Origin of the sequence: Paractinoplanes rhizophilus, from assembly GCF_042664765.1 — a bacterium.
Classification (GTDB): Bacteria; Actinomycetota; Actinomycetes; order Mycobacteriales; family Micromonosporaceae; genus Actinoplanes; species Actinoplanes rhizophilus.
The window spans coordinates 370,536-395,286 of record NZ_JBHTBJ010000001.1; the positions used below are offsets into that span (position 1 = coordinate 370,536).

A 24,751-nucleotide genomic window follows, 5' to 3' on the forward strand; every position below is an offset into this window, starting at 1 on the left:
ACATTCCCGGGGATGGATGGATCGTCACCGCGCCTGGGCGACCAGCCACGGCAGGTGCGGCCGCCCGGCGCGCCCCTCGCCCATCAGCGTGACCACATAGGTCGTCTCGCCCCGCCGGAAGGCCGCCCGGTCGCCGGCCACGAAAGCGCCGCCGGGCACCTCCGCACCGCGCTGGTTGGCCCGCCACGCGACCTTTCCCGGCAGGCCGGAAAGCGACTGCACGAGCACCATCGGCTTTCCGGTGTCGGCCGCGTTGTACTGCAGCCCCAGCGGTAACGGCGCGGAGACCACCGCGCGCCCGACCACTTGTGCGACAGTTTCGTCGGAGAACAGCGGCGTGGCGACGGCCGGCATCATCGTCAGCGACAACGATCCGGTCTCCTCCTCGGTGACCGTGTCGACGATCTCCCGCGACCGGCCATGACCCACCGTGACGATCTTGACGATGCGCCGGGACCAGGGACGTACCGTGATGGTGACCGTGTCGCCGTCCCGCACGCCGGAGCCCACGGCGGCGGGCAGCCCCCAGGCCGTGGTCCGGTCGCCCGAGCCGTCGTCCACGGCGAGGTGGAACAGCCACGTCACGTACGAGTCGTCGGATTGCTTCTTGCTCTTCCAGGACTCCCGCCAGAGCACCTCGCCGGTGATCTCCCGGGTGAACGCCAGATCGAGCAGCGAGCGGATCAGCACATAGGCGCCCAGCGCGAGCAGCAGGACGGCCGGCGCCGCGAAATAGTCGAGCGCCCCGAAGAGCCGCAGGATCAGGCCACCGGCCAGCAGGTACGCCGCCGCGCGCAGCAGCAGGTGCGGCAGCGGCCGGCCGTAGCGGGGCCAGAACCTCGGATACCGCACGCGCACCCGGTGCCAGGTGCCGCCGAACGACGACCAGACCAGCCGCTTGTCGCCCATCTCGAGGTCGAGCACCGCGCTCGCCAGCCGGGTGACGCCGACCGCCGCCCCGTACGCGAGGTATCTGTCCCAGACCGCCACCGCCGCCGGCGGCAAGGAGGCGAACTGGTCGTGCCCGCGCAGCCAGTCGCGCACGCCCAGCCAGCGCGAGGCCGCGGCGCGACCGGCCGGCGTGTCGCGTTCCCCCAGCGACCTCGCCCCGAGCGTGCTCAGCACCGCGAAAGTGAAGAACCCGAATGCGAAAGCCGGCGGCTGATCGTCCTCGGGCTTGCCGAACCCGTAGCGCAGCGCCGCGAACCCGACCACCACGCCCACCCCGGCGGCGAGCACCGACAGCAGGGTCGACATGGTCTTGCTGATCCGCCGGCGGGACAGCCCGGCCGCGCGCGCCTCGGCCAGCACGGCCTGCCGCAGCCGCTTGTTCCAGCGGGCCGACTCGGCGGCGTTGCGGAACGTGAGGGCGGTGATCGGCACGACCCCGTCGACGGACAGCCCCCGGATCCGCTCGAGCACCTGGGACTCGTACGCGGCAAGATCGCTCGAAGCCGGCGGCCGCGCGCTGAGATGGACCGTCGTCCGCATCGGGTCGTCGCCGGGCTGGCGCAGCTCGAAGAAGCGGCGCGCGGCCAGGTCGAGCAGCGTCGACTCGGCCGCGTCCTCGGTCAGCGACCACCGGTTGACCAGCAGGCTGACCAGCGCCGGCGACTCGGCTCCGAGCTCCATCGTCGCCGGCGCGGCGGCGGGCGACGCCGGGCGGGTCAGCAGCCGGCAGAACGCGTACACGAGCACCCAGAAACCGACGGCCGCGGCCGCCACCACCAGGTCGATCATCGGCTCAGAACTGCACCCGGACCGGACCGCGCTCGTCGCCCGCGGCCTGGTAGAACTCGCGGGCCCGGAAGCCGGTGAGCGCCGCCACGATGTTGGTCGGCACCGTCTGGACGGCGTTGTTGTAGGACTGGATCGCGCTGTTGAAGAACTGCCGCGCGTACGCGATCTTGTCCTCGGTCGTGGAAAGTTCCGCCTGCAGGGCGGCGAAATTTTCGTTGGCCTTGAGCTGCGGATAGGCCTCGGCGACCGCGAACAGCCGGCCGAGGGCCGAGGTCAGCTCACCCTCCGCCACCGCCCGCGACGCGGGACCGGCGCCCTGTGCGGCCGACATGGCGTTGCCGCGCGCGGCGACCACGGCGTCGAGCGTGCCCCGCTCGTGCGCCGCGTAGCCCCGGACGGTCTCGACCAGGTTGGGAATGAGGTCGTAGCGGCGCTTGAGCTGGACGTCGACCTGGGCCCAGGAGGCGTCGGCCTGGTTGCGCAGCCGGACGAGGCGGTTGTAGGTGGCCACCAGCACGGCCACGACGACGATGAGCAGAAGGCAGACGATGCCGCCGGCGACAGCCGTGACCGTGGTCATCTCTCTCCGCAGGAGAAGGGAGCGAATTTTGTCGCCATCAAAGTAGGCGCTGCGCGCAGGTCGCGGGACCGGCCGTTCGGACGAATGAAGATCAATGCCCGACGGTGCTCTCCCGGGGGATCAGCCGGTGCGCGACCTTGAGCTCCACCCCCGGCACCGGCCCGGCGCTGCCGATGCGCATCACCAGGCGATCGACCGCGAGCTGGGCGATCGCCTTCTTGTCCGGCTGGATCGTGCTGATCGTGGGCTGGCTGTAGCGGCCGTCCTCGATGTCGTCGTAGCCGATGATCGCCACGTCCTCGGGCACCCGCAGCCCCCGGCCGATGATGGTGTGGATGGCGCCCGAGGCGACCAGGTCGCTGTAGCAGAACACCGCGTCGGGCGGGTCGGCGCGGTCGAGCAGCGCGGCCATCGCGGTGGCGCCGTCGATCCGGTTGAAGCGGGCGGTCCCGATGATCAGCGACTCGTCGAGGGGCAGGCCGGCGGCTTCGTGCGCGGCCCGGAAACCTTTCGTGCGAAGTTGCGCGGCCTCGCCGGTGGGGTACGGCTGGTCGCCGATCGCCGCGATGCGCCGCCGACCGATCTGGATCAGGTGGGAGACCGCCTCGGTGGAGGCCGCCACGTCGTCGATCCCGACGTGGTCGAAGGTGCCGTCCGAGCGCCGCTCGCCCAGCACCACCAGGGGCAGGTCCGGATCGCGGACCGAAAGGTCCTCCTGCGCGAGCCCCAGCGGGCTGATGATCATGCCGTCGAACAGGAATCGGCGCGAGCCGCGGCCGATCAGCTCGCCCTCGTGCTGGCGGTCGCCGTCGGTCTGGTCGATGAGCACGTTGTAGCCGAGTTTCCGCGCGGCCGGGATGATCGCCTGGAGCAGCTCGGCGAAGTACGGCGTGTCCAGATAGGGCACCACCACGACGATCTGGCCGGACCGGCCGGTGGCGAGGTTGCGGGCGAGCACGTTGGGCCGATACCCGAGCTCGGCGATGGCGGCCTCGACCTTGGCGCGCGTCGCGTCGGTGACCCTGGCGTAGCCGTTGACCACGTTGGAGACCGTGCGCGGGGAGACGCCGGCCAGGTCAGCCACATCACGCAGCGTGGTTTCTTTCACGGAAAGCCTCCCCGATTTGTTGCCTGCGGTGACGAAAGTATTTCCGCGACGTTGCCTCTTGCCAGAGCCGAACGGTCGAGGCATAGTCCTTTGCAGCGCTGCAATCGGAACTTACATCACACATCACCGGCGAGAGGTGAGCTCCCCCTCCCCTCGGCATCCACCCCCAGATAGCGCGTCCCCCTCCGAGCTGGACATCACAGCCCGTCATTCGTGCTGCCCGAAATGTCCGCGGAGACGGCGCGCCGCCTGATCCAGGAGGCCAGGAAATGCGCTTCAAGACAGGACTCTCCGCCACCATCCCCGTCGTCCTGGCCCTCGGCCTCGCCGCCTGCGGGGGCGACGACAGCGACGGCGGCGGCACCGCGGCCAAGCCCACCAACTGCACCAACAAGATCGTTCACGAGGACGCCAAGCGGGTCCTGGTCTGGGCCTGGTACCCGAACATGGCCAAGGTCGTCGACAACTTCAACAACCAGAACACCGACGTGCAGGTGTGCTGGACCAACGCCGGGCAGGGCCAGCCGGAGTACGCGAAGTTCCAGACCGCGATCTCGGCGAAGAAGGGCGCGCCCGACGTCGTCATGCTCGAGGCCGATCAGCTCGTCGGGTTCGAGATCCAGGACGCGCTGGTCGACCTCGCGCCGTACGGGGCGAACGACATCAAGAAGAACTTCTCCGCGGGCGCCTGGAAGGACGTGTCCCAGGGCGACAAGGTCTTCGCGGCCCCGATCGACGGCGGCCCGATGGCCCTGATCTACCGCACCGACATCTTCGCGAAATACGGCATCAAGACCCCGCCGAAGACGTGGGACGAGTACGCCGCCGACGCGAAGAAGGTCAAGGACGCGGGCGGCCCGGTCTTCGGCGACTTCGGCAGCAACGTGCCGGCCGTGACCACCGCCCTGATGATCCAGAAGGGCGCCCGGCCGTTCGTCTACGACCTGGCCGACAAGCAGAACATCACGATCAAGCTCGACGACCAGGCCACCAAGGACGTCCTCGAGTACTGGGGCAACCTGTCGAAGCAGGGACTGGTCGGCAAGGAGGACCAGTTCACCACCGACTACATCGCCGGCATGGTGGGCGGCAAGTACGCCACCTACGTCTCGGCCGCCTGGGCGCCGGGCTACCTGACCGGCGCCGGCGTGGGGGCCGGAAAGGACAAGGGAAAGTTCGCGGTCGCGCCGCTGCCGCAGTGGGACGTGACCAACCCGGTCTCGGTGAACTGGGGCGGGTCGGCCTTCGCGGTGACCTCGCAGGCTTCGGACAAGGCCGCGGCCGCGAAAGTTGCGCTCGGACTGTACGCGGACGACGCGTCGCTGACCGACGGGTGGAAGACGCAGACGATCTTCCCGCTCAACCAGGGCGTGCTGAAGTCCGACGAGCTCCTCAACGCGAAGATCGACTTCTTCAACGGGCAGACCGTGAACAAGGACATCTACGTGCCGGCCGAGAACGCGTACCAGGGCGCCGTCTACAGCCCGTTCACCGTCTACTACTACGCCCAGCTCCAGGCGCAGATCGCGAAGATCAACAACGGCCGGACCACGGGTACGCAGGCGGCCACCGACCTGCACAACCAGATCGTCCAGTACGCCAAGACGCAGGGCTTCACGGTCCACTGATCCGCGTGGCCGGGTGGCGTTCCCGCCGGACGCCGCCCGGCTCGAAGGAGTGCACGACATGGCAGTCGAGACGCCGGTGAGCGCCGGCACCTCCTCCCCGGCGGCGACCACGGCCACGAGGTCGGGTCGCCGTCACCAGAACAAGGGCTGGCTGTTCATCCTCCCGTTCCTGGTGGTGTTCGCCGCGTTCCTGGTGGCGCCGCTGGCGTACGCGGGATATCTGAGCCTCTGGACGAAAGGCCTCGCGACCGGCACGACCTTCGCCGGGTTCGACAACTACACCCGCGCCTTCGCCGACCCTTCGTTCCGCAAGGGCCTGTGGTTCGTGCTGCGGTTCAGCGTCGTGGTGATCCCGCTGCAGATCATCGTGGCGCTGGGCGCGGCGCTGCTGCTCGACGAGATCACCGGGCGCATCGCGCGTTTCTCGCGCCTGGTGATTTTCCTTCCGTACGCGATCCCGGTCGTCATCGGCGCGCTGATGTGGGGCTTCCTGTACAGCCCGAGCTTCGGCCCGATCGAGCAGATCTCCTCGTTCTTCGACGTGCGGGCGCCGTTCCTGCTCAGTCAGGGCAACGTCTACTACGGCCTGCTCAACGTGGTGACCTGGCAGTGGGCCGGCTACTACATGATCATCATCTACGCGGCGCTCAAGGGGATCGACTCGTCGATCTACGAGGCCGCCCGCATCGACGGCGCCTCGCCGCGGCAGATCGCCGTCCGGGTGAAGGTGCCCATGGTCGGCTCGGCGCTCGCGCTGATCCTGGTGTTCTCGCTGATCGGCACGCTGCAGTTCTTCTCCGAGCCGCAGATCCTGCGCCCGATCGCGAACGGCTCGATCACGCCCGACTTCACCCCGAACATCTACGCGTACGAGCTGGCCTTCAACTACGCGCAGTTCAACTACGCGTCGGCGATTTCGTTCGCGCTCGGTTTCGTGGTGTTCGTGGCCGTGGCGATCTTCATGGTCCTCACCCGCAAGCGAGGGAGCCTGTTCACATGACCACGCCTCGCCCGCGTTCTCCGGGCCGTCCGCAGGACCGGGCCCCGATGCGGACGCAGCCTCAGCATGTCTGGGCCAAGCTCCTGCTGCTGGCCCTGTGCTGCTACTTCCTCGTTCCCGCGTGGTGGCTCGTGGTGGCCAGCACCAAGAACGCCGAGGGCCTGTTCGCCGGCACCGGCGCGCTGTGGTTCCACGGCTTCCACCTCTTCGAGAACCTGCACGACCTCTTCACCTTCAACAACGGCGAATACCTGCGCTGGCTCGGCAACTCGGCGCTCTACGCGTTCGCCGGCGGGATCGGCTGCACGGTCATCTCGGTCCTCGCCGGCTACGGTTTCGCGAAATTTTCCTTCCGCGGCCGCAACATCGTCTTCGCGCTGGTGCTGGGCTCGGTGATGGTGCCGCTGACCGCCCTGGTCATCCCGACCTTCGTGATGATGTCGAAAGTCGGCCTGGTCGACACCATCTGGGCGGTGATCCTGCCGTCGCTGCTCAGCCCGTTCGCCGTCTACCTCATGCGGGTGTACGCCGGCGCGTCCGTCCCCGACGAGCTGCTCGACGCGGCTCGCATCGACGGCGCCGGGGAGTTGCGCACGTTCTGGCGCGTGGCGCTGCCGCTCATGCGGCCGGGCGTGGTGACCGTGCTGCTGCTGTCGATCGTCGCCACCTGGAACAACTTCTTCCTGCCGCTGACCATGCTGTCCAGCTCGAAGCTCTACCCGCTGACCGTGGGCATCGGCCTGTGGTCGCAACTGGCCAGCGCGAACAACGGCGGGGGTCAGTCCGTGTGGAACCTGATCATCATAGGCTCGCTGGTGTCGATCATCCCCTTGATCATCGCTTTCCTGACCTTGCAGAAATACTGGCAGGGTGGGTTGTCGGTGGGCAGCCTCAAGTAGGACCTCCCGCCTACGCTTTCCTATCGCCCGGCCGCCTCTCCTACCGTCCGCCCGCCCTCTCCTCTTCCATCGCCGCTCGTTCCCTTCCGCCCACTGCTTTCCGCCCGTCCTCCCGCCCCCGTCCTTTCCGATCGCCCGGCCACTCATTCGCCCGCCTGTCCACTGCTTCGCCCCTCCACGCCTTCGCCCGTCTGTCCACTGCTTCGCCCGCTCCACGCCTTCGCCCGCCGTCCACTGCTTCGCCCCCTCCACGCCTTCGCCCGCCCGTCCACTCCTTCTCCGCACGCCCGTGCCTTCGCCCGCCCGTCCACTCCTTCGCCCGCCCGTCCTTTCCGTCCGTTCGTCTCCTGGGAGTCCCGTGCTTTCCGCTTCGTTTCGCCTCGACCCCGCGTTCACCATCGCGCCGGTGTCCCGCCGCACCTTCGGCTCGTTCGTCGAGCACATGGGCCGCGCCGTCTACACCGGCATCTACGAGCCGTCCCACCCCACCGCCGACGCCGACGGTTTCCGGCAGGACGTGCTGGCGCTGACCCGCGAGCTGGGCGTGTCGATCGTGCGCTACCCCGGCGGAAACTTCGTCTCCGGCTATCGCTGGGAGGACGGTGTGGGGCCGGTCGCCGACCGCCCGGTGCGGCGCGATCTCGCTTGGCACAGCCTCGAGACCAACGAGGTCGGCATCGACGAGTTCATGCGCTGGGCGGAGAAGGCGAACGTCGAGGTGATGTACGCGCTGAACTTCGGCACCCGCGGCGTGCAGGAGGCGCTCGACGTCCACGAGTACCTCAACCACCCGTCCGGCACGCGCCTGTCCGACCAGCGCCGCTCCAACGGGTCCGACAAACCCTACGGGATCCGGATGTTCTGCCTCGGCAACGAGATGGACGGCCCGTGGCAGATCGGCCACAAGACCGCCGTCGAGTACGGGCGGCTGGCGGTCGAAACCGCTCGGGCGCTGCGGGCCGCCGAACCGGGGCTCGAGCTGGTCGCGTGCGGCAGCTCGCACTCCTCGATGCCCACCTTCGCCGCGTGGGAGGCCCAGGTCCTCGAGCTCGCGTACGACTCGGTCGACTACATCTCGGCGCACGCGTACTACCAGCCGATCGACGGCGACCTGGAAAGTTTCCTGGCCTCGGCCGTGGACATGGACCACTTCGTGAACAGCGTGGTGGCCACCGCGGACAGCGTCGGGGCGCGGCTGAAGAGCAAGAAGAAACTCCAGATCTCGTTCGACGAGTGGAACGTCTGGTACCTGAAGGAGTTCCAGGCGGCCCCGCCGACGTCGGAGTGGCCGATCGCGCCGCGCATCATCGAGGACCAGTACAACGTCGCCGACGCGGTGGTGGTGGGCAGCCTGCTCATCTCGCTGCTGCGGCACAGCGACCGGGTGACCGCCGCCTGCCAGGCGCAGCTGGTCAACGTGATCGCCCCGATCCGCTCCGAGCCCGGCGGCCCGGCGTGGCGGCAGACGATCTTCCACCCGTTCGCGCTCACGTCCCGGCTGGCCCGCGGCGAGGTGCTGCGGGTCGAGATGCGCGCGCCGCTGTACGCCACGGCCCGCTTCGGCGACGTGCCAACGCTGGACGCGGTGGCCACCCACGACGACGCGACCGGCGACGTGACCGTCTTCGTGGTGAACCGCTCGCTCACCGACTCGGCCGACCTGACGGTCGCGGTGGCCGGCTTCGGCCGCGCCTTCCGGATCGCCGAGTCCTGGACCCTGTCCGACGACGACCTGACCGCCGCCAACACCGAGCAGAACCCCGACCGGGTCGTCCCCCGCACGAACGGGACCGCCTGGGTCGAGGACGGCGAGCTGCACGCATCCCTGCCCCCGGTCTCGTGGACGGCGATCCGCCTCTCCCCCGCGTGACCACCGGAGCCCGGGCCGGCAGGTCAGGCCCGGGCCACCGATCTCCCTCGGGGGTCCGCCACCCGCCCGGGGATCAGCCCACTTCGCAGGGTCAGTGCATCGCTCGCGCCTTTCAGCCGCGCGGGAGGGAAACTTTCGCCGAGTGATCCGCCCCGGTCTGGTGATCCGGGCCAGGGGACTGGTCCCAGACGAGCTCCCACCACTGCCAACCGTCCGGGGCGGGCGGCCAGGACGGGTCGGGGGTCCAGCCGGGCGGCGGCGTCCACCCGGCCGGCGGCCGCGGCCAGCCGGGCGGCACGGCGAACCGCACACCGGTCGGCGGCGGCGGAATGGGCCGATGCGCGCGTGCCGGAACGGACGCGGCCGCCGAAGCCGCCGCAACGACCGGGGCCGCCCCGGCCGCCGGCGCTGACCCCGTCATTGGCGCCGACCCGGCCAGCGGCGCCAATCCGGCCAGCGGCGCCAATCCGGCCGGCGGCGTCGGTCCGGCCGGCGACCCCGGCCCGGCCACCGACACCGACACGGCCACCGGCGCCGACCCAGCCGCCGGCATCGACCCAGCCGCCGGCATCGACCCAGCCAGCGGCCCTGACCCAACCAGCGGTGCCGATCCAACCAGCGGCCCCGGCCCAACCGGCGGCGCCGACCCAGCCATGGGAACCGGCGAGGCCAGGGCAACCGGCGAGGACAGAGCAACCGACGACGCCGGGCCCAGCCAGCTGTGCGGCAGCTCGTGGGCGCGCAACGCGTACAGGGTCACCTCTGCCTTGATCCGGTTGCCCTTGACCAGGGCGCGCGCCACCGTGGCACGCCCCTGCCCGGCGAGGTGCTGGATGGCCGGCAGCAGATCGCCGCTCATCTTCGGGCTCAGCTTGCCCACCCGCGCCCCGTCGAGGCGGACCTCCACCACGACCTTCGAGGTGCGGGCGGACTGCTCGACCACCTCGTGCAGCGTCGCGTGGGCCCAGCACTCCCCCTGGGGGTGCACGAAGGGCAGCAGCGCGTCCAGGTGCTGCTCCTCGCCGGTCACCTGGATGGCGTGGCCGGGCGGCAGCACGCGGTGCTCCTCGCTCGGCGGCCGGTTCGCCGGCGCGATCAGGTGCGGTTCGGCGAGGTCGAGGCGCACCGAGCCACGAAAGTTTCCGTCCCACGAGGCGCCCCAGACCCGGCACGCCACCTGCGGCGACCACCCCTGGGTCATCAGCTGGAAGAGCGCCGGCGAGTACCGAGCGGCCTCGTCGCGGGGCAGATAGCCGACCAGCTGGCCGCCGATCCGCACGGCCACCGCGTTCCGGTCGTGCCGGTTGCCGGGCTCGGGAACCAGCTCGGCGACGGCCATGACCTCGCTGCCGTCCACCTTGAAGTCGTTGCCGAGAACATCGCGGATCGCGGCGGCATAATGCGACTCGCCGACGATGTCGGCGTGCGGGTACCCGCGCTGGCCCCACAGGTCGAAGGGGATTGCCACGGGTCCGAAAATATTGCCTCGGGCACACCGTGTATGCCCACCGCTCGGGCAGGCGGCATGGGCCGACCGGCCCAGAGCGGTGGGCCCCACGCGACAACAGAAAGCGGGCGGCGGAGCCTAGCGTGCCGCCCGCAGGACCGAACGGATCCACGGGGCGATGTTTTCCACCCGGGCGGCGTTCTCGGTCGCGGTGTGCGGGCAGCTCGGGCCGTTGCTGACCACGGCGACCAACTGCGGCCGGTGATGCTTGCGCTCGGCGAAATAGGGGCCGCCGGAGTCGTACGGGCACGGCGTCGTGTCCGCGGCCGGCGCGTAGCCGTGCAGGCCGAGGACGGAGTCGCCGACGGTCAGGATCTGCAGCTGACCGGTGCGCAGGTGCGTGACGGGCGCCGGGTTGACGCTGGTGGTGGAGCCGTAGCCGGTCACCCGGAGAATGTCGCCGACCTGCGGCGCCCGGGTGGCGAGGCGGAGCGGCGGGATCCGCCACGCCGGCGTGTCGATCTCGGCGAGGGCGACGTCGGCGGTCGGGGACTGGCGGACGGCGATGACCTTCGCCTCGATGCCGTGATCGGTGTCGGTCAGGTCGGTGCGTCCGATCGTCGCCGTCGTCAGGTCCGCCACCGGGTACTCGACGCGGACATTGTTCGCGTCGCGGAAACAGTGGCCGGCGGTGATCACCCAGCGGGCCGAGATGAGGGCGCCGGAGCAGGCGCTGTTGCGTCTGCCTCCGTCCGCGGTCGGGATCCCGGTCATGGTGAGCTTGACCGAGAACGTGTAGCGCCCGTCGGGCACGGATTCGCCGTCGGCGACGGCGTTCGCCGGGGTGGCAGCGCTCAGCAGCAAGCCGAGCGCGGCCGTCGCGGCGAGAAGGAAGGATCGGGACATGCGGCCCAAGCTATCGACCGCCGGCAATCGCCGCAGTCCGGTACCGGGCAGCAACGCACGGATCAGGCCGGTCAGCAGGACGAAAAGCTCCACCTGGGACGCCGGCGCGCTGCCGTCGGCCGCGGCGGCACGACGAGGCGGCCGTGGCCGGCGTCAGGCGCCGCCGGACCGAGGTGACGGCCAGGCAGATCTCCGACTAAGTCCTTCTGTACGAGGGGCGGGCAGCGCCTTATCGGGAGATGGACGAAAAGCAGTTCCGCAAGTTGCTCGAGAACCGGGCGATCGTGGTGGCCGACGTGCCGGCCGGGATCGCGCGGGACCTCGCCGCCGCGGCGAACCGCCAGGCCGACCCCGGCGACGCGACGCTCCGGACGAGAGCCGAGTTCGAGGCGCTCTTCGCCGCCGTCCAGGGCCACGACGCGGAACGCCTGACCGACACGTACGCGAAAGTCTCCATCGGAAAGAAGGAACTTTTCGCAGAGCCGATGTACCAGGTCGCCGTCACGGGCTGGCCCGACGCGGAGATGAAGCCGGAGGAGCCGGTGGTGGCGACCGGCGACGCGCGGATCTCGGTGTGGCGGGTGGACCCGGCGGACCAGCGAAAGTTGCCGCCGCCGGACGCGGCCGGCGTGCTGTTCACGACCACGACGTTCGCCCTGGTGAACAGTGGCAACAAGACGAAGTTCGCGCCGAAGCGCTCCTGGAAGGTCGCCGTCGAGCCGGGCGATGACGACGACAAGCTCGTCGGCATGGCGCGGATCAACCTCAAGTCGATGTACAACGACCCGTCGCAGATGCGCGAGGCGATCGCCTGGCCTTTGCTGCGCCGCATCGGCGTCCCGGCCGCTCGGCACACCTACGCCCGGGTCGCGATCAACGGCCGCTACCAGGGTCTGTACTCGGTGATCGAGCAGGTCGACAAGAGCTTCCTGCGCGACCATTTCGCCGGCAATTTCCGGGGGAACCTGTACAAGGCCTACTGCGGCGACGTCGGCTGCGCGACCCTCGAGCACCGCGTCGGCGGGGACGGCGACGACAGTGGAAGGCAGTACTTCACCCGGCACGACCACCCGGATCTGACCTACCGGCTCAAGACCAACGAAGACGATCAGACCATCAACGGGTACGACGACCTCGCGCACCTGGTCCGCGTCGTCAACGAGCGCCCGCTCGACAGCACCGCCGTCGCGGAAACCCTCGACGTGCGGGCCTTCCTGCGCTGGGCGGGCCTCAACCTGCTCCTCGGCAGCTGGGACAACTACTTCGCGACCCCGTCCAACTACTACCTCTACAACTCCGGCGACTACGACCGGCCGTACTTCACGTTCATCCCGTGGGACTACGACAACTGCCTGGGCATCGACTACTTCGGCACGGCGTGGCAGTACACCGACCTGCTCGACTGGGCCGCCAACACCAAGGCATATCACCAGGGCAAGGGCCTGTCGCGGATCCCGCTCGTGCAGAACCTGCTGGCCAACCACGACTTCGCCCAGTACTACCTGGACCACCTCGACTTCCTGCTGGAGACCGACTTCACTCCGCAGGCGCTGTCGGACCGGATGGCCGCGCTGTGGCCGCGGGTGGTCCCGTCGGCCTACTTCGAGGCCGACTTCCCCTGCTCGGCGCCGTTCACCGGGCGGCAGTTCACCAACGACGAGGTGTACCGGGCCGGACACGAACAGCAGAGCTGCGGCACGACAAGCAGTTCGTGCTCGGGATCTTCCACTACGCGCGGATGCGCTGCGACAGCGCCCGCGAGCAACTTTCCGCGCTGCGATCGCGATATCCGGCCGGGGCGAGCGGGGCAACTTTCCCCGACGCAGCCGAAAGTCTCCCCGTCGTTTCCGAGAGCGTGCCCGCCGTAGCCGAGAGTCTCCCTGCCGTGTCCGAGCCGCTTCCGGCGTGATCCGCGAGGCTCGGCTGCGCGATCTGTTGCCGGCCGGCTCGCCGAGCCGGCTGGAGGCCAGCGGCGTGGTCGCCGCCGACGGCCACTATCTCGTCGTCTGCGACAACCTTCGGGCGGTCGCCGTGATCGACGCCGACCTGAGCCGGGTGGCGGCCAACACGCTGAACCCGACCGGGCCGGGCCCGGGCAACGGCTACGAGGACATCGCCCGCGATCCGGTCACCGGCCACGTCTTCCTGCTGGTCGAATCGGCCGAGCGGGACGGCGGCCACCAGGCGCGGGTCGAGGAGTACGACGAAAGTTTCCGGTTCGTCGCGGCGGGCTGGCTCGAATATCCCCTGCCCCGCCCGAACAAGGGCATCGAGGGCCTCGAGTTCGCCCGCCGCGACGACCAGGTGTACCTGCTCGGCCTGCACGAGAGCGGCGGTTTGCTGGTGTTCCGGCCCGGCCGGCGGAACTGGCGGCACGTCGCCACCGTCGACCTGCCGGCCGGGCTGCCGCTGGCCGACTTCGCCGGCGTGTCCGTGGCCGGCGCTCGCATCGCCCTCCTCTCCCAGGAATCCGCCGCGGTGTGGGTCGGCGAGCTCGCCCCGGACAAGTGGGCGGCCACCGGCCCGGGGCGCGTCCGTCGCTTCCCCCGCGGCTACTGCACGGTCGAGGGCGTGTGCTGGCTCGGGCCGGAGAGCATGGTCGTGGTCTCCGACCGGGCCAAGCGCGACTCCCGGCCCGCCCGTTGCCGCGAGAAGGAGGAGTCGCTGCACGTCCTGGACCTGGACGATCTCAGCCCGGCGGGCCCAGTCAACCCGGCCGGCCCCCGTTGACCTGGCCGCCGAACCAATCCGATGTGGATCTGTTGTCTCGTCTCGGTTCTGCGGGTCTCGCTGTGTTTCCGGCGGGAACGTAACGTCGAAGCCTTCCACTTTCCTGCCGGGAGGTTGGCGGTGCGCCGGCGACCCGGAACCGGGCCGCCGGCGCACGCTCGGCAACGACCTCACGCCGCTGTCAGACGCAGCGCTGCAACAGGTTGTCCCAGCTGGTGCTGCCGGGGCAGGTGATCGCCTCGGCGTGGCTGGGAGCCGCGGAGGGCGCCACCAGGGCGACGGCGATCGCGGCGATGAGCGTGACCAGGAAGTGACGATGACGTGCGCGCATGACCATTCCTTTCGGGAAGGTTGCGGGAATCTTTCGGGATAACGGGCTCGCGCGGTTTCGCCCCGCCCGGCCGAGCGGAGGGCGGCGGAGGCTGGCCGGCCTCCCCGCGCGTGCCCCTTGCGCGCAATCGACGGCAAGTGCGCCGCTCCGGCCCGGTCGTACGCCACGTCCGGAGAGACGGTCCTAACTGTCACTGAGACAGTAAGTGTCGCTAGACGTTTGTGTCAAGAGGACATTAAGAAGTCAGGCGTGCTTGCGGTCCGGCATGGGCACGCCGACGGCGTCGTAGACCTCGCCGACCTGCCGCCGGGCCGAGGCCGCGGCTTCGGGCAAGCCCCTCGACGCGTACGCCTCGGCCAGCGCCACCAGGGCCTCGACCTCGAGGTGGATCGCGCCGCAGGAGTGGAACGCGGCCTGGGCCCGCAGCAGGGCGGCCGTCCGGTCGTCCGCGCGCGACCCGGCCGTGGGGGCCGGGGCAAGCGCGGCCAGGGAGAGCCAGATCCGCCCGGCGAGGACGGCGTCCGCGCTCTCGGCGGCCAGGGCGCCGGCCAGCTCGAGGCGTTCGTGGGCCGCTTCGCGATCACCGGACGCGAGCGCGAGCTCGCCGAGCCCGTGCATCGCGTAGGCCTGCGCGAGCGGCGCGCCGTCGAGGATCTCCTCGAACGCCTCCCGTGCCGCGCCGAGGTCGCCGCGGACGAGCTGGGCGAGGCCGATCCAGTAGAGCGTCGGGTTGATCAGCCGCGGTTGGCCCTGGTGGCGTGCCATCCGCTCGGCCTCGCGCAACGTCGTCACGGCGGCGTCGGCGTCGCCCAGGTCGAGTTGGGTCTGGCCGATGAAGCGCAGGGTCTGCTGGACGCCCACGTCGTCGCCGCTGCGCCGGTAGCCGTCGAGGGCCTCCTGGAACAGCCGGAGCGGCCTGGTGAGCTCGCCGCGACGGCGCAGCGCGTTGGCGAGGGTGCGCAGCGCGATCGCCCGGCCGTGCCGCTCCCCCGCCTCGGTGAGCAGCCGGAACGCGGTCTCGAGCTCGGGCACGCCGGACACTGCGGGGCAGCCGCTCGCGACCAGCGGTGGCTGGCCCAGCGCGGTCACCACCAGCGCCTCGCCGCGCCGGTCCCCCGCCGCCCGGCAGGCGGCGAGGGCCACCTCGTGGGTGACCCGCCAGTCGTCGAAGTACCCGCGCAGCGCGTAGAACTCGTGGGCCGAGACGGCCAGATCCCAGCAGACCTCGGTGAGCCCGAGCGCGGCGGCCTGCTCGACCGTGGCGCGCAGGCTGGAGCGCTCCCGGTCGAGCCATTGCAGCGGTTCCGCGGTCGCGGCGGCCAGCTCGGCGGGCGGCACCGCCACGTCGGGCAGGTTGCTGTGCACCACGTCGAACTGCCCGCCGTAGATCGCCTCGTGCGCCCGGCGGGTCAGGGTCAGCAGGGCCCGGCAGACCCGGGCCGGCACGTCGGCCGACTCCGGGGCGTGGGCGCGGGCGTAGTCGCGGGTCAGGTCGTGGAAGCGGTAGCGCGGACCGGCGGCGACCGGCTCGATCATGCCGACCGCGGCCAGCTGGGACAGCGCACGGCCGGCCGCCGGGCCCGGCTCGTCCAGCACGGCCGCCGCCGCCCACTCGCCGAACGTGGGCAGGCCGAGCAGCCCCAGGCCGAGGAAGAGCTCGCGGGCGCGGTCGTCGAGCGGCGCCAGCCCGGCCCCGAGCGTCCGGGCGAGGCTTTGCTGCCCATACACGAAAGCGTCCGGACCCTGATCGCTGAGCCGGCGCCAGAGCTCGGCCGTGGGCCGGTGGAAATCCTCCACCCGCAACATCGCGGCGATGCGCACCGCCAGCGGCAGCCCGCCGCAGAGCCGCACCACCGCCGTGACCGCCTCCCCCTCGCCGGTGAGGTCGACGTGGCCGGCCGCCACGATCTCGCGAAACAGCGCGGACGCGGTTTCGTCGTCGAGCGCGCGCAGCGGCGCGACCTGGTGGGTGGCGGCCTCGATGCCGGGCAGCCGGCGCCGCGCGGTGACCAGCACGACGCAGTCGCCGCCGCCGGGGATCAGATCGCGGATCTGCGCGCTGTCGGCGGCATCGTCGAGCACCACCAGCATCCGGCGATCGGCGGCGAGCGAGCGAAAGAGCGCCGCCCTTTCGCGCAAAGTTTCCGGGACGGCCGGCTCGCCCAGCCCGCGCAGGAACTCGGCGAGTACCTCCGCCGGGTCGGACGGCTGATCGGTGGTGCCGCGCAAGTCGGCCCAGAGCTGGCCGCCCGGGTACGCGTGGGCGGCGGCGTGCGCGGCGGTCAGCGCGAGCGCGGTCTTGCCCATCCCGCCGGCGCCCGAGATGACCAGGACCCGCATCCGCGGCTCGCGCAACAGCCAGGTGAGCTCGGCGAGCAGGCCCTCGCGGCCGACGAAATGCGCCGGGCTGGGCGGCAGCTGGCGGGGCAGCGGCGCCGGCCTCGCCACCGCGGAGGCCGGGGCAGGCCGTGATTCGGCGCCGATCGCCTTGGCGACCTCGTGGTCGTTGCGGACTGCCATCGCGTACGCCAGGCGGCGCAGCGTCCGGTCGGCGCCGCCGCCCGCCTCCTCGAAACTTTCGTAGGCTGCGGTCGCGTCGTCGGCGTGACCGGCGAGGTAGAGCGCGAACATCCGCAGCTTGCACAGCTGGGCGTCCTCGGGGTACTCGACGGCGAACTGCTCGAGATCGTCCAGGACGGACGCGTGCTCGCCGCGCTGGATCTGCAGTGTGAACAGGCGGATCGCACACCGCTTGCGCCGGGCCCGCAGCGCCTCGATCTCCCGGCCGAAGCCGCCGAGCGGGACGTTCGACAGGGGCTTCGTGCCGCGCCACAGATCCAGCGCCGCCCGGAGGTGCTCGGCCTCCTCGCCGGTCTCGCCCTTGGCCCGGTCGGCGTCGGCCCACTCCACCAGGCGCTGGAAGGCGAGAAGGTCCAACTCGTCGTCGGCCGCCTGCACCCCGTACCCGAAACGGTTGTAGGTCTTGATCGCGGCGGGCCGGCCGGCTTCGGCGAAAAGTTTCCGCAACGCCGAGACCGCCTTGTGCAGCTGCGCCGGGCGCACCTCGGAGTCGCCCCACGCGGCCTCGATCAGGTCCGGAGTGGACAGTTGGCGGTTCGGGCGGATGAGCAGCGCCGCGAGCACCGCCAGCGCGTGCCCGCGGGGCAGTTCGACGGGCACGCCGGTCGAGGCGCGAACCTCGAGATCGCCCAGCACGCCGTAGATCACGCCGATGCCCTCCCTCACGCCGCCACGGTCCGGAGCTACGCCGTCACGGTAGGAGTTACGTGCCACCTTGCACCATCGCCGAATGGGGTAGTCGACATGTTCGGAACCGAAACGGAAGCGCTCCGGTAGTTCACTGTGGCCGAATCGCGGTGTGCCTTCGCCTCATCAGCCCATCGTGACGGGGGTGTGCGATGACCCATCGCCTGTACGGCAGCATCGATCGACTGACCGACTCCGAGCAACGGCCGTTGCGGCCGATCGGGATGAGCGTTCAGGAGGTGGCGGCGCGCACCCGGGATCTGCTGGCCCGGCTCGGCGAGGCGCCGGGGGTGCAGGTGTTCGCGGGTCTGCGGCTGCGCCCGGACGTGCCGCCGATCGCCTTCGCGGTCAGCGCGGGCCACCGTGTCGTGCTCGTCGAGCCGGTGGCCTGGCCGGCCGGGGCGTACTCGACGACCCCGCAGGGTGGGGTGCTGTGCGACGGCGTCTACATCGGCCAGACGGTGCACCCGCTGGTCGGCGCCGTCCGGCATCTGCGGCGCCGGCTGCACAAACGCGACGTGGCGGCGGTCGTGGTGGTGCATCCGTCGGGGGTGGGGACGCCGGCTCTGCCGCTGACATCGCCGGCCGGGCTTTCCTGGCTGCCGCCGGAGGAGATGTGCCGGCATCTCGTCATCCGGCTGCGCTCCCGGGTGTGTGTCCCGAAGAAAGTTTCCATCGTTCGAATGGTGATGGAAGGCAAACGGAAGGACACCAGGACAGCCTGAGGGGGCCGCTCGCGGGTGGGCGGACCCGCGGGCGGCCCCTTCGGGTGTTCCCCATGCCCACCGATTTCTTTCTCGACCGGCTCGACCACGCCTTCTTTCTCGGCGACGGGCTCGTCTCGACGGCAAGTTGCCTGGTCCGGCCGTCGCCTCAGCCTTCGCCTCTGCTCTCGACGTCCGGCAGGACGCGGCCGAACCATGTCGGCTGCCGCCGGCCGGCCGCGACGGACAGCGAGAGAACTCGCATCGCGGGGATCCGCCGCCGCAGCACCCGACCCGCCCATGCGCCGCCTCGACGCCTGCCGTGCCGCGCGAACCGGACGGCGCCGCGCTATGCCCACCCCACGACATTGCCCGGCACCCCGCTGTGGTTCGCGGCATCGATGTGCGGCCGCTCCCCCTCCAGGATCGCGGCGCGAGCGGGTCGCAACGCCCTGACCTGCATCGTGTTAGCGATAACAATTGCTACCGCCGAGGAGCGTTGACACCTGTGTTGTTAGCGATAACAATGCTGAAACGCCCCCTCAACGTGGAGGTATCCCCCCATGCCCGTTGACCCCACCGTGGCCTGCGTGATCGGTGTCGATTACGGCACCCTCTCCGGCCGCGCGGTCGTCGTCCGTGTCTCGGACGGCGCGGAGCTCGGCTCCGCGGTGCACGATTACTCCCACGCCGTCCTCACCGAGTCGCTGCCCGACGGCACCCCCCTGGGCCACGACTGGGCCCTGCAGGTGCCCTCGGACTACGTCGACGTGCTCAAGACGGCCGTGCCCGCCGCCGTCGCCGCCGCCGGCATCGATCCGCGGCACGTCATCGGGATCGGCACCGACTTCACGGCCTGCACGATGGTGCCGGCCCTGGCCGACGGGACGCCGCTCAACGAGCTGCCCGAGTGGAGCAGCCGGCCCCACGCGTACGTGAAGCTCTGGAAACATCACGCCGCGCAACCGCAAGCGGACCGCATCAACGAGCTCGCGGCGAAGCGCGGCGAGCCGTGGCTGGCCCGCTACGGCGGGCTGATCTCCTCGGAGTGGGAGTTCGCCAAGGGGCTGCAGCTGCTGGAGGAGGACCCCGAGGCGTACGCGGCGATGGACCGCTGGGTGGAGGCAGCCGACTGGATCGTCTGGCAGCTCACCGGGCGCTACGTCCGCAACGCCTGCACCGCGGGATACAAGGGCATCCTCCAGGACGGCGCGTACCCGTCGGCATCTTTCCTGGCGGAACTGAACCCCGCGTTCGAAAGTTTCGTGGCGGACAAGCTCGAGCAGCCCATCGGGCAGCTCGGCGACGCGGCAGGCACGCTGACCGCGCGGGCTGCGCAGTGGACCGGGCTGCCGGAGGGCATCGCGGTCGCGGTCGGCAACGTCGACGCGCACGTGACCAGCGCCGCGGCGAAGGCGCTCGAGCCGGGCCAGATGGTCGCGATCATGGGCACCTCGACCTGCCACGTGATGAACAGCGACGAGTTGCGCGAGGTCCCGGGCATGTGCGGGGTCGTCGACGGCGGGATCGTGGCCGCCCTCTGGGGGTACGAGGCGGGGCAGAGCGGCGTCGGCGACATTTTCGGCCACTACGTCGACAACTTGCGCGGCGCCTTCACCCACGAGCAGCTCACCGACCTCGCCGCGGAGCAGCGGCCGGGTCAGCACGGGCTCATCGCGCTGGACTGGCACAACGGGAACCGTTCCGTGCTGGTCGACCACGAGTTGTCGGGTCTGCTGGTCGGCGAGACGCTCGCGACCAAGCCGGCGGACATCTACCGCGCGCTGATCGAGGCGACCGCGTTCGGCACCCGCAAGATCGTGGAAACTTTCGCGGTGGCGGGCGTGCCGGTGCGCGAGTTCATCGCCGCCGGCGGGCTGCTGAAGAACCGGCTGCTCATGCAGATCTACGCGGACGTGCTGAACATGCCGCTGTCGGTGATCGGCTCCGAGCAGGGGCCGGCGCTCGGCTCCGCCATCCACGCGGCCGCGGCGGCCGGGGCTTACCCGTCCGTGCGCGACGCGGCGGCCGCGATGGGCAGCGTCTCCGCCAACGCCTACGTCCCCGACCCGGCCGCGGCCTCGGTCTACGACGAGCTGTACGCCGAGTATTCGACGCTGCACGACTATTTCGGCCGCGGCGCGAACAAGGTGATGCGCAAGTTGCGGGCCATCCAGCGAAAGGTTTCCGCGTGAGTCTGCTGCACGAGATCCGGCAGACGGTCGCCGATCTGCACGCCGAGCTGCCGCGCAACGACCTGGTGGTGTGGACGGCCGGAAACGTTTCCGCCCGGGTGCCCGGCGAGGACCTGCTGGTGATCAAACCGTCCGGCATCTCCTACGACGAGATCAGCGCGGAGAACATGGTCGTCACGGATCTCGACGGCAACCTCGTCGAGGGCAGTCACAAGCCGTCGTCGGACACGGCGGCCCACGCGTACGTCTACAAGCACATGCCGCACGTCAATGGCGTGGTGCACACGCATTCCACGTACGCGACGGCGTGGGCCGCCCGCGGTGAGCCGATCCCCTGCGTCCTCACGATGATCGCCGACGAGTTCGGCGGCGAGATCCCGGTGGGACCGTTCGCGCTGATCGGCGACGACTCGATCGGCCGCGGCATCGTCGAAACGTTGCAGAGCCACCGCTCCCCCGCCGTGCTGATGCGAAACCACGGGGTCTTCACGATCGGAAAGTCCGCGAAAGACGCCGTCAAAGCTGCCGTCATGTGCGAGGACGTCGCGCGCACCGTGCACATCGCCCGGCAGATCGGCGTGCCGATCCCGATCGAGCAGGCCGACATCGACTCCCTCTACGCCCGCTACCAGAACGTCTACGGACAGGAGCCCGTCGCATGAAGCCCCAGATCTGGTTCCTGACCGGCAGTCAGCACCTCTACGGCCCCGAAACACTCGGGCAAGTTGCCGCGCAATCCGCCGAGATCCAGCAGATGCTGGTCGCGGCCGGCCTGAGCGCCGAGATCGTCGGCAAGCCGGTGCTCACCGACTCGGGCGCGATCCGCCAGGTGATGCTGGAGGCCAACGCCGACCCGTCGGTGCTCGGCGTGATCGCCTGGATGCACACGTTCTCGCCGGCCAAGATGTGGATCACCGGGCTGGACACCTTGCGCAAGCCCCTGCTGCACCTGCACACGCAGCACAACCAGTCGCTGCCGTGGGCCACCATCGACATGGATTTCATGAACCTCAACCAGGCCGCGCACGGCGACCGCGAGTTCGGGTTCATCCAGTCCCGGCTCGGGGTGCCGCGCAAGACGGTGGCCGGGCACGCCGCCGACCCGGTGGTGGCGCAGCGGATCGACGCCTGGGCCCGGGCCGCGGCGGGCTTCGCCCACCTGCGGGGGCTGCGCCTGGCCCGCTTCGGCGACAACATGCGGGACGTCGCGGTCACCGAGGGCGACAAGGTCGAGGCCGAGTTGCGCTTCGGGGTTTCCGTCAACACGTACGGGGTGAACGACCTCGTCGCGGTGGTGGACGCCGTGTCCCCGTCGGAAGTGGACGCGCTCGTCGCCGAGTACTCGGACGTCTACGACCTGGCGCCGTCGCTGCGCAAAGACGGCGAGCAACATTCTTCGCTGCGGTATGCCGCGCAGATCGAGGTCGGCCTGCGACAATTTCTGACGGCCGGCGGGTTCGGCGCGTTCACGACGAACTTCGAGGACCTGGGCGGGCTGCGGCAACTGCCCGGGCTCGCGGTGCAGCGGTTGATGGCCGACGGGTACGGCTTCGGCGGCGAGGGCGACTGGAAGACCTCGGCGCTGCTCGCGGCGGTGAAGGCGATGGGCGCCGGCACCGGGCGCGGGACGTCCTTCATGGAGGACTACACGTACCACTTCGGGCCCGGCGAGCCGAAGATTCTCGGTGCGCACATGCTCGAGGTCTGCCCCACGATCGCCGCCGAGCGCCCCCGGTGCGAGATCCACCCGCTCGGCATCGGCGGCCGCGAGGACCCGGTGCGCCTGGTCTTCGACGCCGCGCCCGGCCCCGGCGTGGTGATCGGCCTGGCCGACATGGGCGACCGGTTCCGCCTGGTGGCCAACGCCATCGAGGTGGTTCCGCCGGACGAACCGCTTCCTTCGCTGCCGGTCGCGCGGGCGGTGTGGAAGCCGCAGCCGTCGCTGTCGACGTCGGCCGAGTGCTGGCTGACCGCGGGCGGCCCGCACCACACGGTGATGACGCAGGCGGTGGGCGCGGAAACGTTGCGCGACTTCGCGGACATGGAGCGGACCGAGCTCCTGCTGATCGACGAGCGCACGACGCCGCACGACTTCGCCGACCGGGTCCGGTGGAACCAGGCGTACTACCGCCTGTCCCGGCCGATGTGATCGCCCGGCGCCGCTCTCCTCCTGCGGGGAGCGGCGCCTCGACCGCTGCCAGCCGGATGAACCAGGCCGCCGGACGAATGGGTCACCACGTCGTTCAGGTCGCGAGGATCCGGGACAGCTCGGTCAGTGCAGCGCACTCCGCGGGTGCGTTCCGATTCCCGGCTGCTCTTTCTTGTCCGCGATGCCGGTGAGGTGGAGGCCTCACGATGTCGGTCAGGTAGGGCCTCAGACCTCACGATGCCGGTCGGGTTGGGGGCCGTCAGCGGAAGAGCCGGGCGGCGGCGCGGGCGGCCGCCATGCGGAGCAGCCCGCGGGCGCCCACGACCGAGCGCAGGTTGGCGGGGCTGAAGAAGTCGCGGACCGCCACCGTGCCGGCCAGCACTCCCAGGAAACGGGCCACCTGGGCCGGATCCTCGGCCAGCGCCGGGAAGAGAATCTCGCCGGCCGGGTCGGGGCGGAACGCGGCGAAGCGGGCGGTCAGGTCGTAGATCGGGCGGCGGGCCGCGTCGCGGGCGCGGTGGTAGGCGCGGAAAGCTTTCCGGTCGCCGTCGAAAGTTGCCACGATGGCGGCGGCCAGGGCGTCGGCGTCACGGAGGGCGTTGCCGATGCCCTGGCCGGTGATCGGGTCCATGACCAGGCCCGCGTCGCCGGCCAGTGCCCATCCGGGACCGTACGGGTGGCGGATCAGGCCGGGGACGTCGGTGGTGGCGCGAAGGTGCTCGACGAGCGTGGCGGCGGCGATGCGGTCGCGCAGGTCGCCGGGCTCGGACACCGCGGCGCGGAAACCTTCGGGGCGACGTACGTCGGAGAAGCGCGAAACCGGAACGCCCAGATAGACAATCGTCAGGTCGTCGCCGGTCGGCCACAGGCCGACCATGCGGTCGGGGCGGGTGTAGACCTCGCCGCCCTTCAGCGGCAGATCGGCGAAGTAGCCGTAGCAGGCGGCCGTGAGCGGCGGGCGGGCACGGTAGGTGCGGGCGCGCACGGCCTTCGCGACGGTGGAGTGCTTGCCGTCGGCGCCGACGACCAGGTGGGCCGTGATGGTGCGCGCGACAGTCGCGCCCTTGCGCTTCCCGCGGATGCCGGTGACGCGCCCGCCGCCGGTGTGGCCGCCGTCGCGGATGAGGTCCTCGACGACGAAACCTTCCTCGACGATGGCGCCGGCGGCTCGAGCCTCGGCGACCAGCAGAGCGTCCAGAACCGTGCGGCGCGGGCTGTAGACGGCGTCGACTCCGTCGTGGGCGGCGTAGTCGCCGCGGAGGACCGCGGGGCCGGCGTCGAAATGGACGCTGCGGGCGGCGGGCGTGCCGCGCTCGATCAGCTTGTCGAGGATCCCCCAGCGGCGCAGCAGCGCGCCGCCCGGGATCTGGATCTGGTGGGTGGACAGCGTGTCGCTGGGAAAGCGCGCCCGGTCCACGGCCAGCACACGCAGTCCCGCGCGGGCCAGAAGCATGGCCGTGGCGGCGCCGGCGGGGCGGGCGCCGACCACGATCACGTCGAAATCCATGATGACCTCCCCGTTTCGTTACGGCGTAACGTAACAGCGTCCCGGTAATATCGGAAGCATGGGACGTCCGAAGGAGCACGGAGCGCAAACCCGGGCCGCTCTGCTCGCCGCCGCCGCCGAGTTACTGCACGCCGAGGGGCCGTCCGCGGTCTCGGTCCGCCGGGTCGCGGCGGCGGTGGGCACGTCGACGCGGGCGGTCTACAGCATTTTCGACGACAAGGACGGATTGCTGCGGGCGCTCTCGGTCGATGTCGCCGAAACCATGCGCCGCCACCACGAGTCGGTGCCGGCTCACGACGATCCGATCGCGGAAATACTTTCCCTGGCACTCGCCTACCGGGCGGCGGCGCTGGAGAAGCCGAAACTTTACGACCTTTTCTTCGGGACAGTCAGTCCGGGCGCGTCCCAGGCGGATCCGCTGTTCGCGCTGGTGTACCGCAGTTTCGACCGGGTGCTGCGGGTGGTGCGGCGGGCCATGGCGTCGGGAGTCTTTCCGGGGCGCACCGAATTCGACATCGGACGGAATCTTTTCGCGCTGGTGCATGGTCTGGCGTCGCTGGAGTTGCGTGGCGTGCTGGGAGATGAGGCCACGGCGGTGGGCGTCTGGCGGCACGCGGTCACGGCGACCCTCGCCGGCCTCCAACAGCCGCCGGCGGGCGAATAGCATGGCTGGGACTCCGTGCGATCGCG

General features: G+C 70.7%; 20 protein-coding genes. 12 read left to right on the top strand and 8 right to left on the bottom strand.

Translation table 11 applies throughout. The features are described from left to right. Positions 1-24: 24 nt before the first annotated feature. The 3 genes from ACFQS1_RS01650 to ACFQS1_RS01660 form a co-directional block, all read right to left on the bottom strand. Entirely contained in the window at positions 25-1,740 is a 1,716-nt protein-coding gene (locus ACFQS1_RS01650) for a DUF2207 family protein (RefSeq protein ID WP_378964060.1), read from the bottom strand. A gap of 4 nt (positions 1,741-1,744) precedes the next feature. Continuing rightward, positions 1,745-2,320: a LemA family protein gene (locus ACFQS1_RS01655; protein ID WP_378964061.1), complete on the bottom strand. Its 576-nt coding sequence runs from the start codon at positions 2,318-2,320 to the stop codon at positions 1,745-1,747. A gap of 91 nt (positions 2,321-2,411) precedes the next feature. Further along, positions 2,412-3,428 carry a LacI family DNA-binding transcriptional regulator gene (locus ACFQS1_RS01660; RefSeq protein ID WP_378964062.1) on the bottom strand — a complete coding sequence of 339 codons (1,017 nt, stop codon included), beginning with the start codon at positions 3,426-3,428 and terminating at the stop codon, positions 2,412-2,414. 269 nt (positions 3,429-3,697) lie between these two features. Between ACFQS1_RS01660 and ACFQS1_RS01665 the strand changes: the two genes are divergently transcribed. The 4 genes from ACFQS1_RS01665 to arfA all read left to right on the top strand — a co-directional run bounded on the left by ACFQS1_RS01665 (position 3,698) and on the right by arfA (position 8,825). After that, on the top strand, positions 3,698-5,056 hold the full coding sequence (locus ACFQS1_RS01665) for an extracellular solute-binding protein (protein ID WP_378964063.1): 1,359 nt from the start codon (positions 3,698-3,700) through the stop codon (positions 5,054-5,056). A gap of 58 nt (positions 5,057-5,114) precedes the next feature. After that, positions 5,115-6,056: a carbohydrate ABC transporter permease gene (locus ACFQS1_RS01670; protein ID WP_378964064.1), complete on the top strand. Its 942-nt coding sequence runs from the start codon at positions 5,115-5,117 to the stop codon at positions 6,054-6,056. A 47-nt stretch (positions 6,057-6,103) separates the two neighbouring features. Next, the gene (locus ACFQS1_RS01675) at positions 6,104-6,955 is read left to right on the top strand and encodes a carbohydrate ABC transporter permease (RefSeq protein WP_378964065.1); all 852 of its coding nucleotides are present in this window, start codon (positions 6,104-6,106) and stop codon (positions 6,953-6,955) included. Between the two features lie 358 nt (positions 6,956-7,313). After that, positions 7,314-8,825, top strand: coding sequence for an arabinosylfuranosidase ArfA (gene arfA / locus ACFQS1_RS01680; RefSeq protein ID WP_378964066.1), 1,512 nt, complete (start codon positions 7,314-7,316; stop codon positions 8,823-8,825). A gap of 112 nt (positions 8,826-8,937) precedes the next feature. Here the strand turns inward: arfA and ACFQS1_RS01685 are convergent, their stop codons facing one another. Both ACFQS1_RS01685 and ACFQS1_RS01690 read right to left on the bottom strand, forming a co-directional pair. Further along, the gene (locus tag ACFQS1_RS01685) at positions 8,938-10,293 is read right to left on the bottom strand and encodes an HIRAN domain-containing protein (RefSeq protein WP_378964068.1); all 1,356 of its coding nucleotides are present in this window, start codon (positions 10,291-10,293) and stop codon (positions 8,938-8,940) included. Positions 10,294-10,410: 117 nt separating this feature from the next. Next, entirely contained in the window at positions 10,411-11,178 is a 768-nt protein-coding gene (locus ACFQS1_RS01690) for a S1 family peptidase (RefSeq protein ID WP_378964069.1), read from the bottom strand. 239 nt (positions 11,179-11,417) lie between these two features. On the opposite strand from ACFQS1_RS01690, the gene ACFQS1_RS01695 reads away from it, so the two are divergent. Both ACFQS1_RS01695 and ACFQS1_RS01700 read left to right on the top strand, forming a co-directional pair. Then, positions 11,418-13,046 (top strand): CotH kinase family protein, encoded by a 1,629-nt coding sequence (locus ACFQS1_RS01695; RefSeq protein ID WP_378964071.1) that lies wholly within the window; start codon positions 11,418-11,420, stop codon positions 13,044-13,046. Between the two features lie 37 nt (positions 13,047-13,083). Beyond that, positions 13,084-13,908, top strand: a complete 825-nt coding sequence (locus tag ACFQS1_RS01700) for a hypothetical protein (protein ID WP_378964072.1) — start codon at positions 13,084-13,086, stop codon at positions 13,906-13,908. Between the two features lie 181 nt (positions 13,909-14,089). Here the strand turns inward: ACFQS1_RS01700 and ACFQS1_RS01705 are convergent, their stop codons facing one another. Together ACFQS1_RS01705 and ACFQS1_RS01710 are read right to left on the bottom strand one after the other, a co-directional pair. Then, the gene (locus tag ACFQS1_RS01705) at positions 14,090-14,239 is read right to left on the bottom strand and encodes a hypothetical protein (RefSeq protein WP_378964073.1); all 150 of its coding nucleotides are present in this window, start codon (positions 14,237-14,239) and stop codon (positions 14,090-14,092) included. Positions 14,240-14,482: 243 nt separating this feature from the next. Continuing rightward, positions 14,483-17,485: an AfsR/SARP family transcriptional regulator gene (locus ACFQS1_RS01710; RefSeq protein ID WP_378964074.1), complete on the bottom strand. Its 3,003-nt coding sequence runs from the start codon at positions 17,483-17,485 to the stop codon at positions 14,483-14,485. 173 nt (positions 17,486-17,658) lie between these two features. Between ACFQS1_RS01710 and ACFQS1_RS01715 the strand changes: the two genes are divergently transcribed. The 5 genes from ACFQS1_RS01715 to araA are packed head-to-tail and all read left to right on the top strand — an operon-like array spanning position 17,659 to position 22,554. Beyond that, positions 17,659-18,231: a hypothetical protein gene (locus tag ACFQS1_RS01715; protein ID WP_378964075.1), complete on the top strand. Its 573-nt coding sequence runs from the start codon at positions 17,659-17,661 to the stop codon at positions 18,229-18,231. Positions 18,232-18,284: 53 nt separating this feature from the next. After that, complete coding sequence (locus tag ACFQS1_RS01720) at positions 18,285-18,713, top strand: hypothetical protein (RefSeq protein ID WP_378964076.1); 429 nt, start codon at positions 18,285-18,287, stop codon at positions 18,711-18,713. Positions 18,714-18,773: 60 nt separating this feature from the next. Next, positions 18,774-20,405, top strand: a complete 1,632-nt coding sequence (gene araB, locus ACFQS1_RS01725) for a ribulokinase (RefSeq protein ID WP_378964078.1) — start codon at positions 18,774-18,776, stop codon at positions 20,403-20,405. Next, the gene (locus ACFQS1_RS01730; protein WP_378964079.1) at positions 20,402-21,067 is read left to right on the top strand and encodes an L-ribulose-5-phosphate 4-epimerase; all 666 of its coding nucleotides are present in this window, start codon (positions 20,402-20,404) and stop codon (positions 21,065-21,067) included. Before araB ends, ACFQS1_RS01730 begins: the two co-directional genes overlap by 4 nt. Beyond that, positions 21,064-22,554, top strand: a complete 1,491-nt coding sequence (gene araA, locus ACFQS1_RS01735) for an L-arabinose isomerase (RefSeq protein WP_378964080.1) — start codon at positions 21,064-21,066, stop codon at positions 22,552-22,554. The genes ACFQS1_RS01730 and araA overlap by 4 nt, the downstream gene beginning before the upstream one ends. Positions 22,555-22,813: 259 nt before the next feature. On the opposite strand, the gene ACFQS1_RS01740 is transcribed toward araA, so the two are convergent. Then, positions 22,814-24,061 (bottom strand): NAD(P)/FAD-dependent oxidoreductase, encoded by a 1,248-nt coding sequence (locus ACFQS1_RS01740; RefSeq protein WP_378964081.1) that lies wholly within the window; start codon positions 24,059-24,061, stop codon positions 22,814-22,816. 58 nt (positions 24,062-24,119) lie between these two features. Here ACFQS1_RS01740 and ACFQS1_RS01745 point away from each other — a divergent pair, with 58 nt between their 5' ends. After that, positions 24,120-24,725 carry a TetR/AcrR family transcriptional regulator gene (locus ACFQS1_RS01745; RefSeq protein WP_378964083.1) on the top strand — a complete coding sequence of 202 codons (606 nt, stop codon included), beginning with the start codon at positions 24,120-24,122 and terminating at the stop codon, positions 24,723-24,725. The last annotated feature ends 26 nt before the right edge of the window (positions 24,726-24,751 follow it).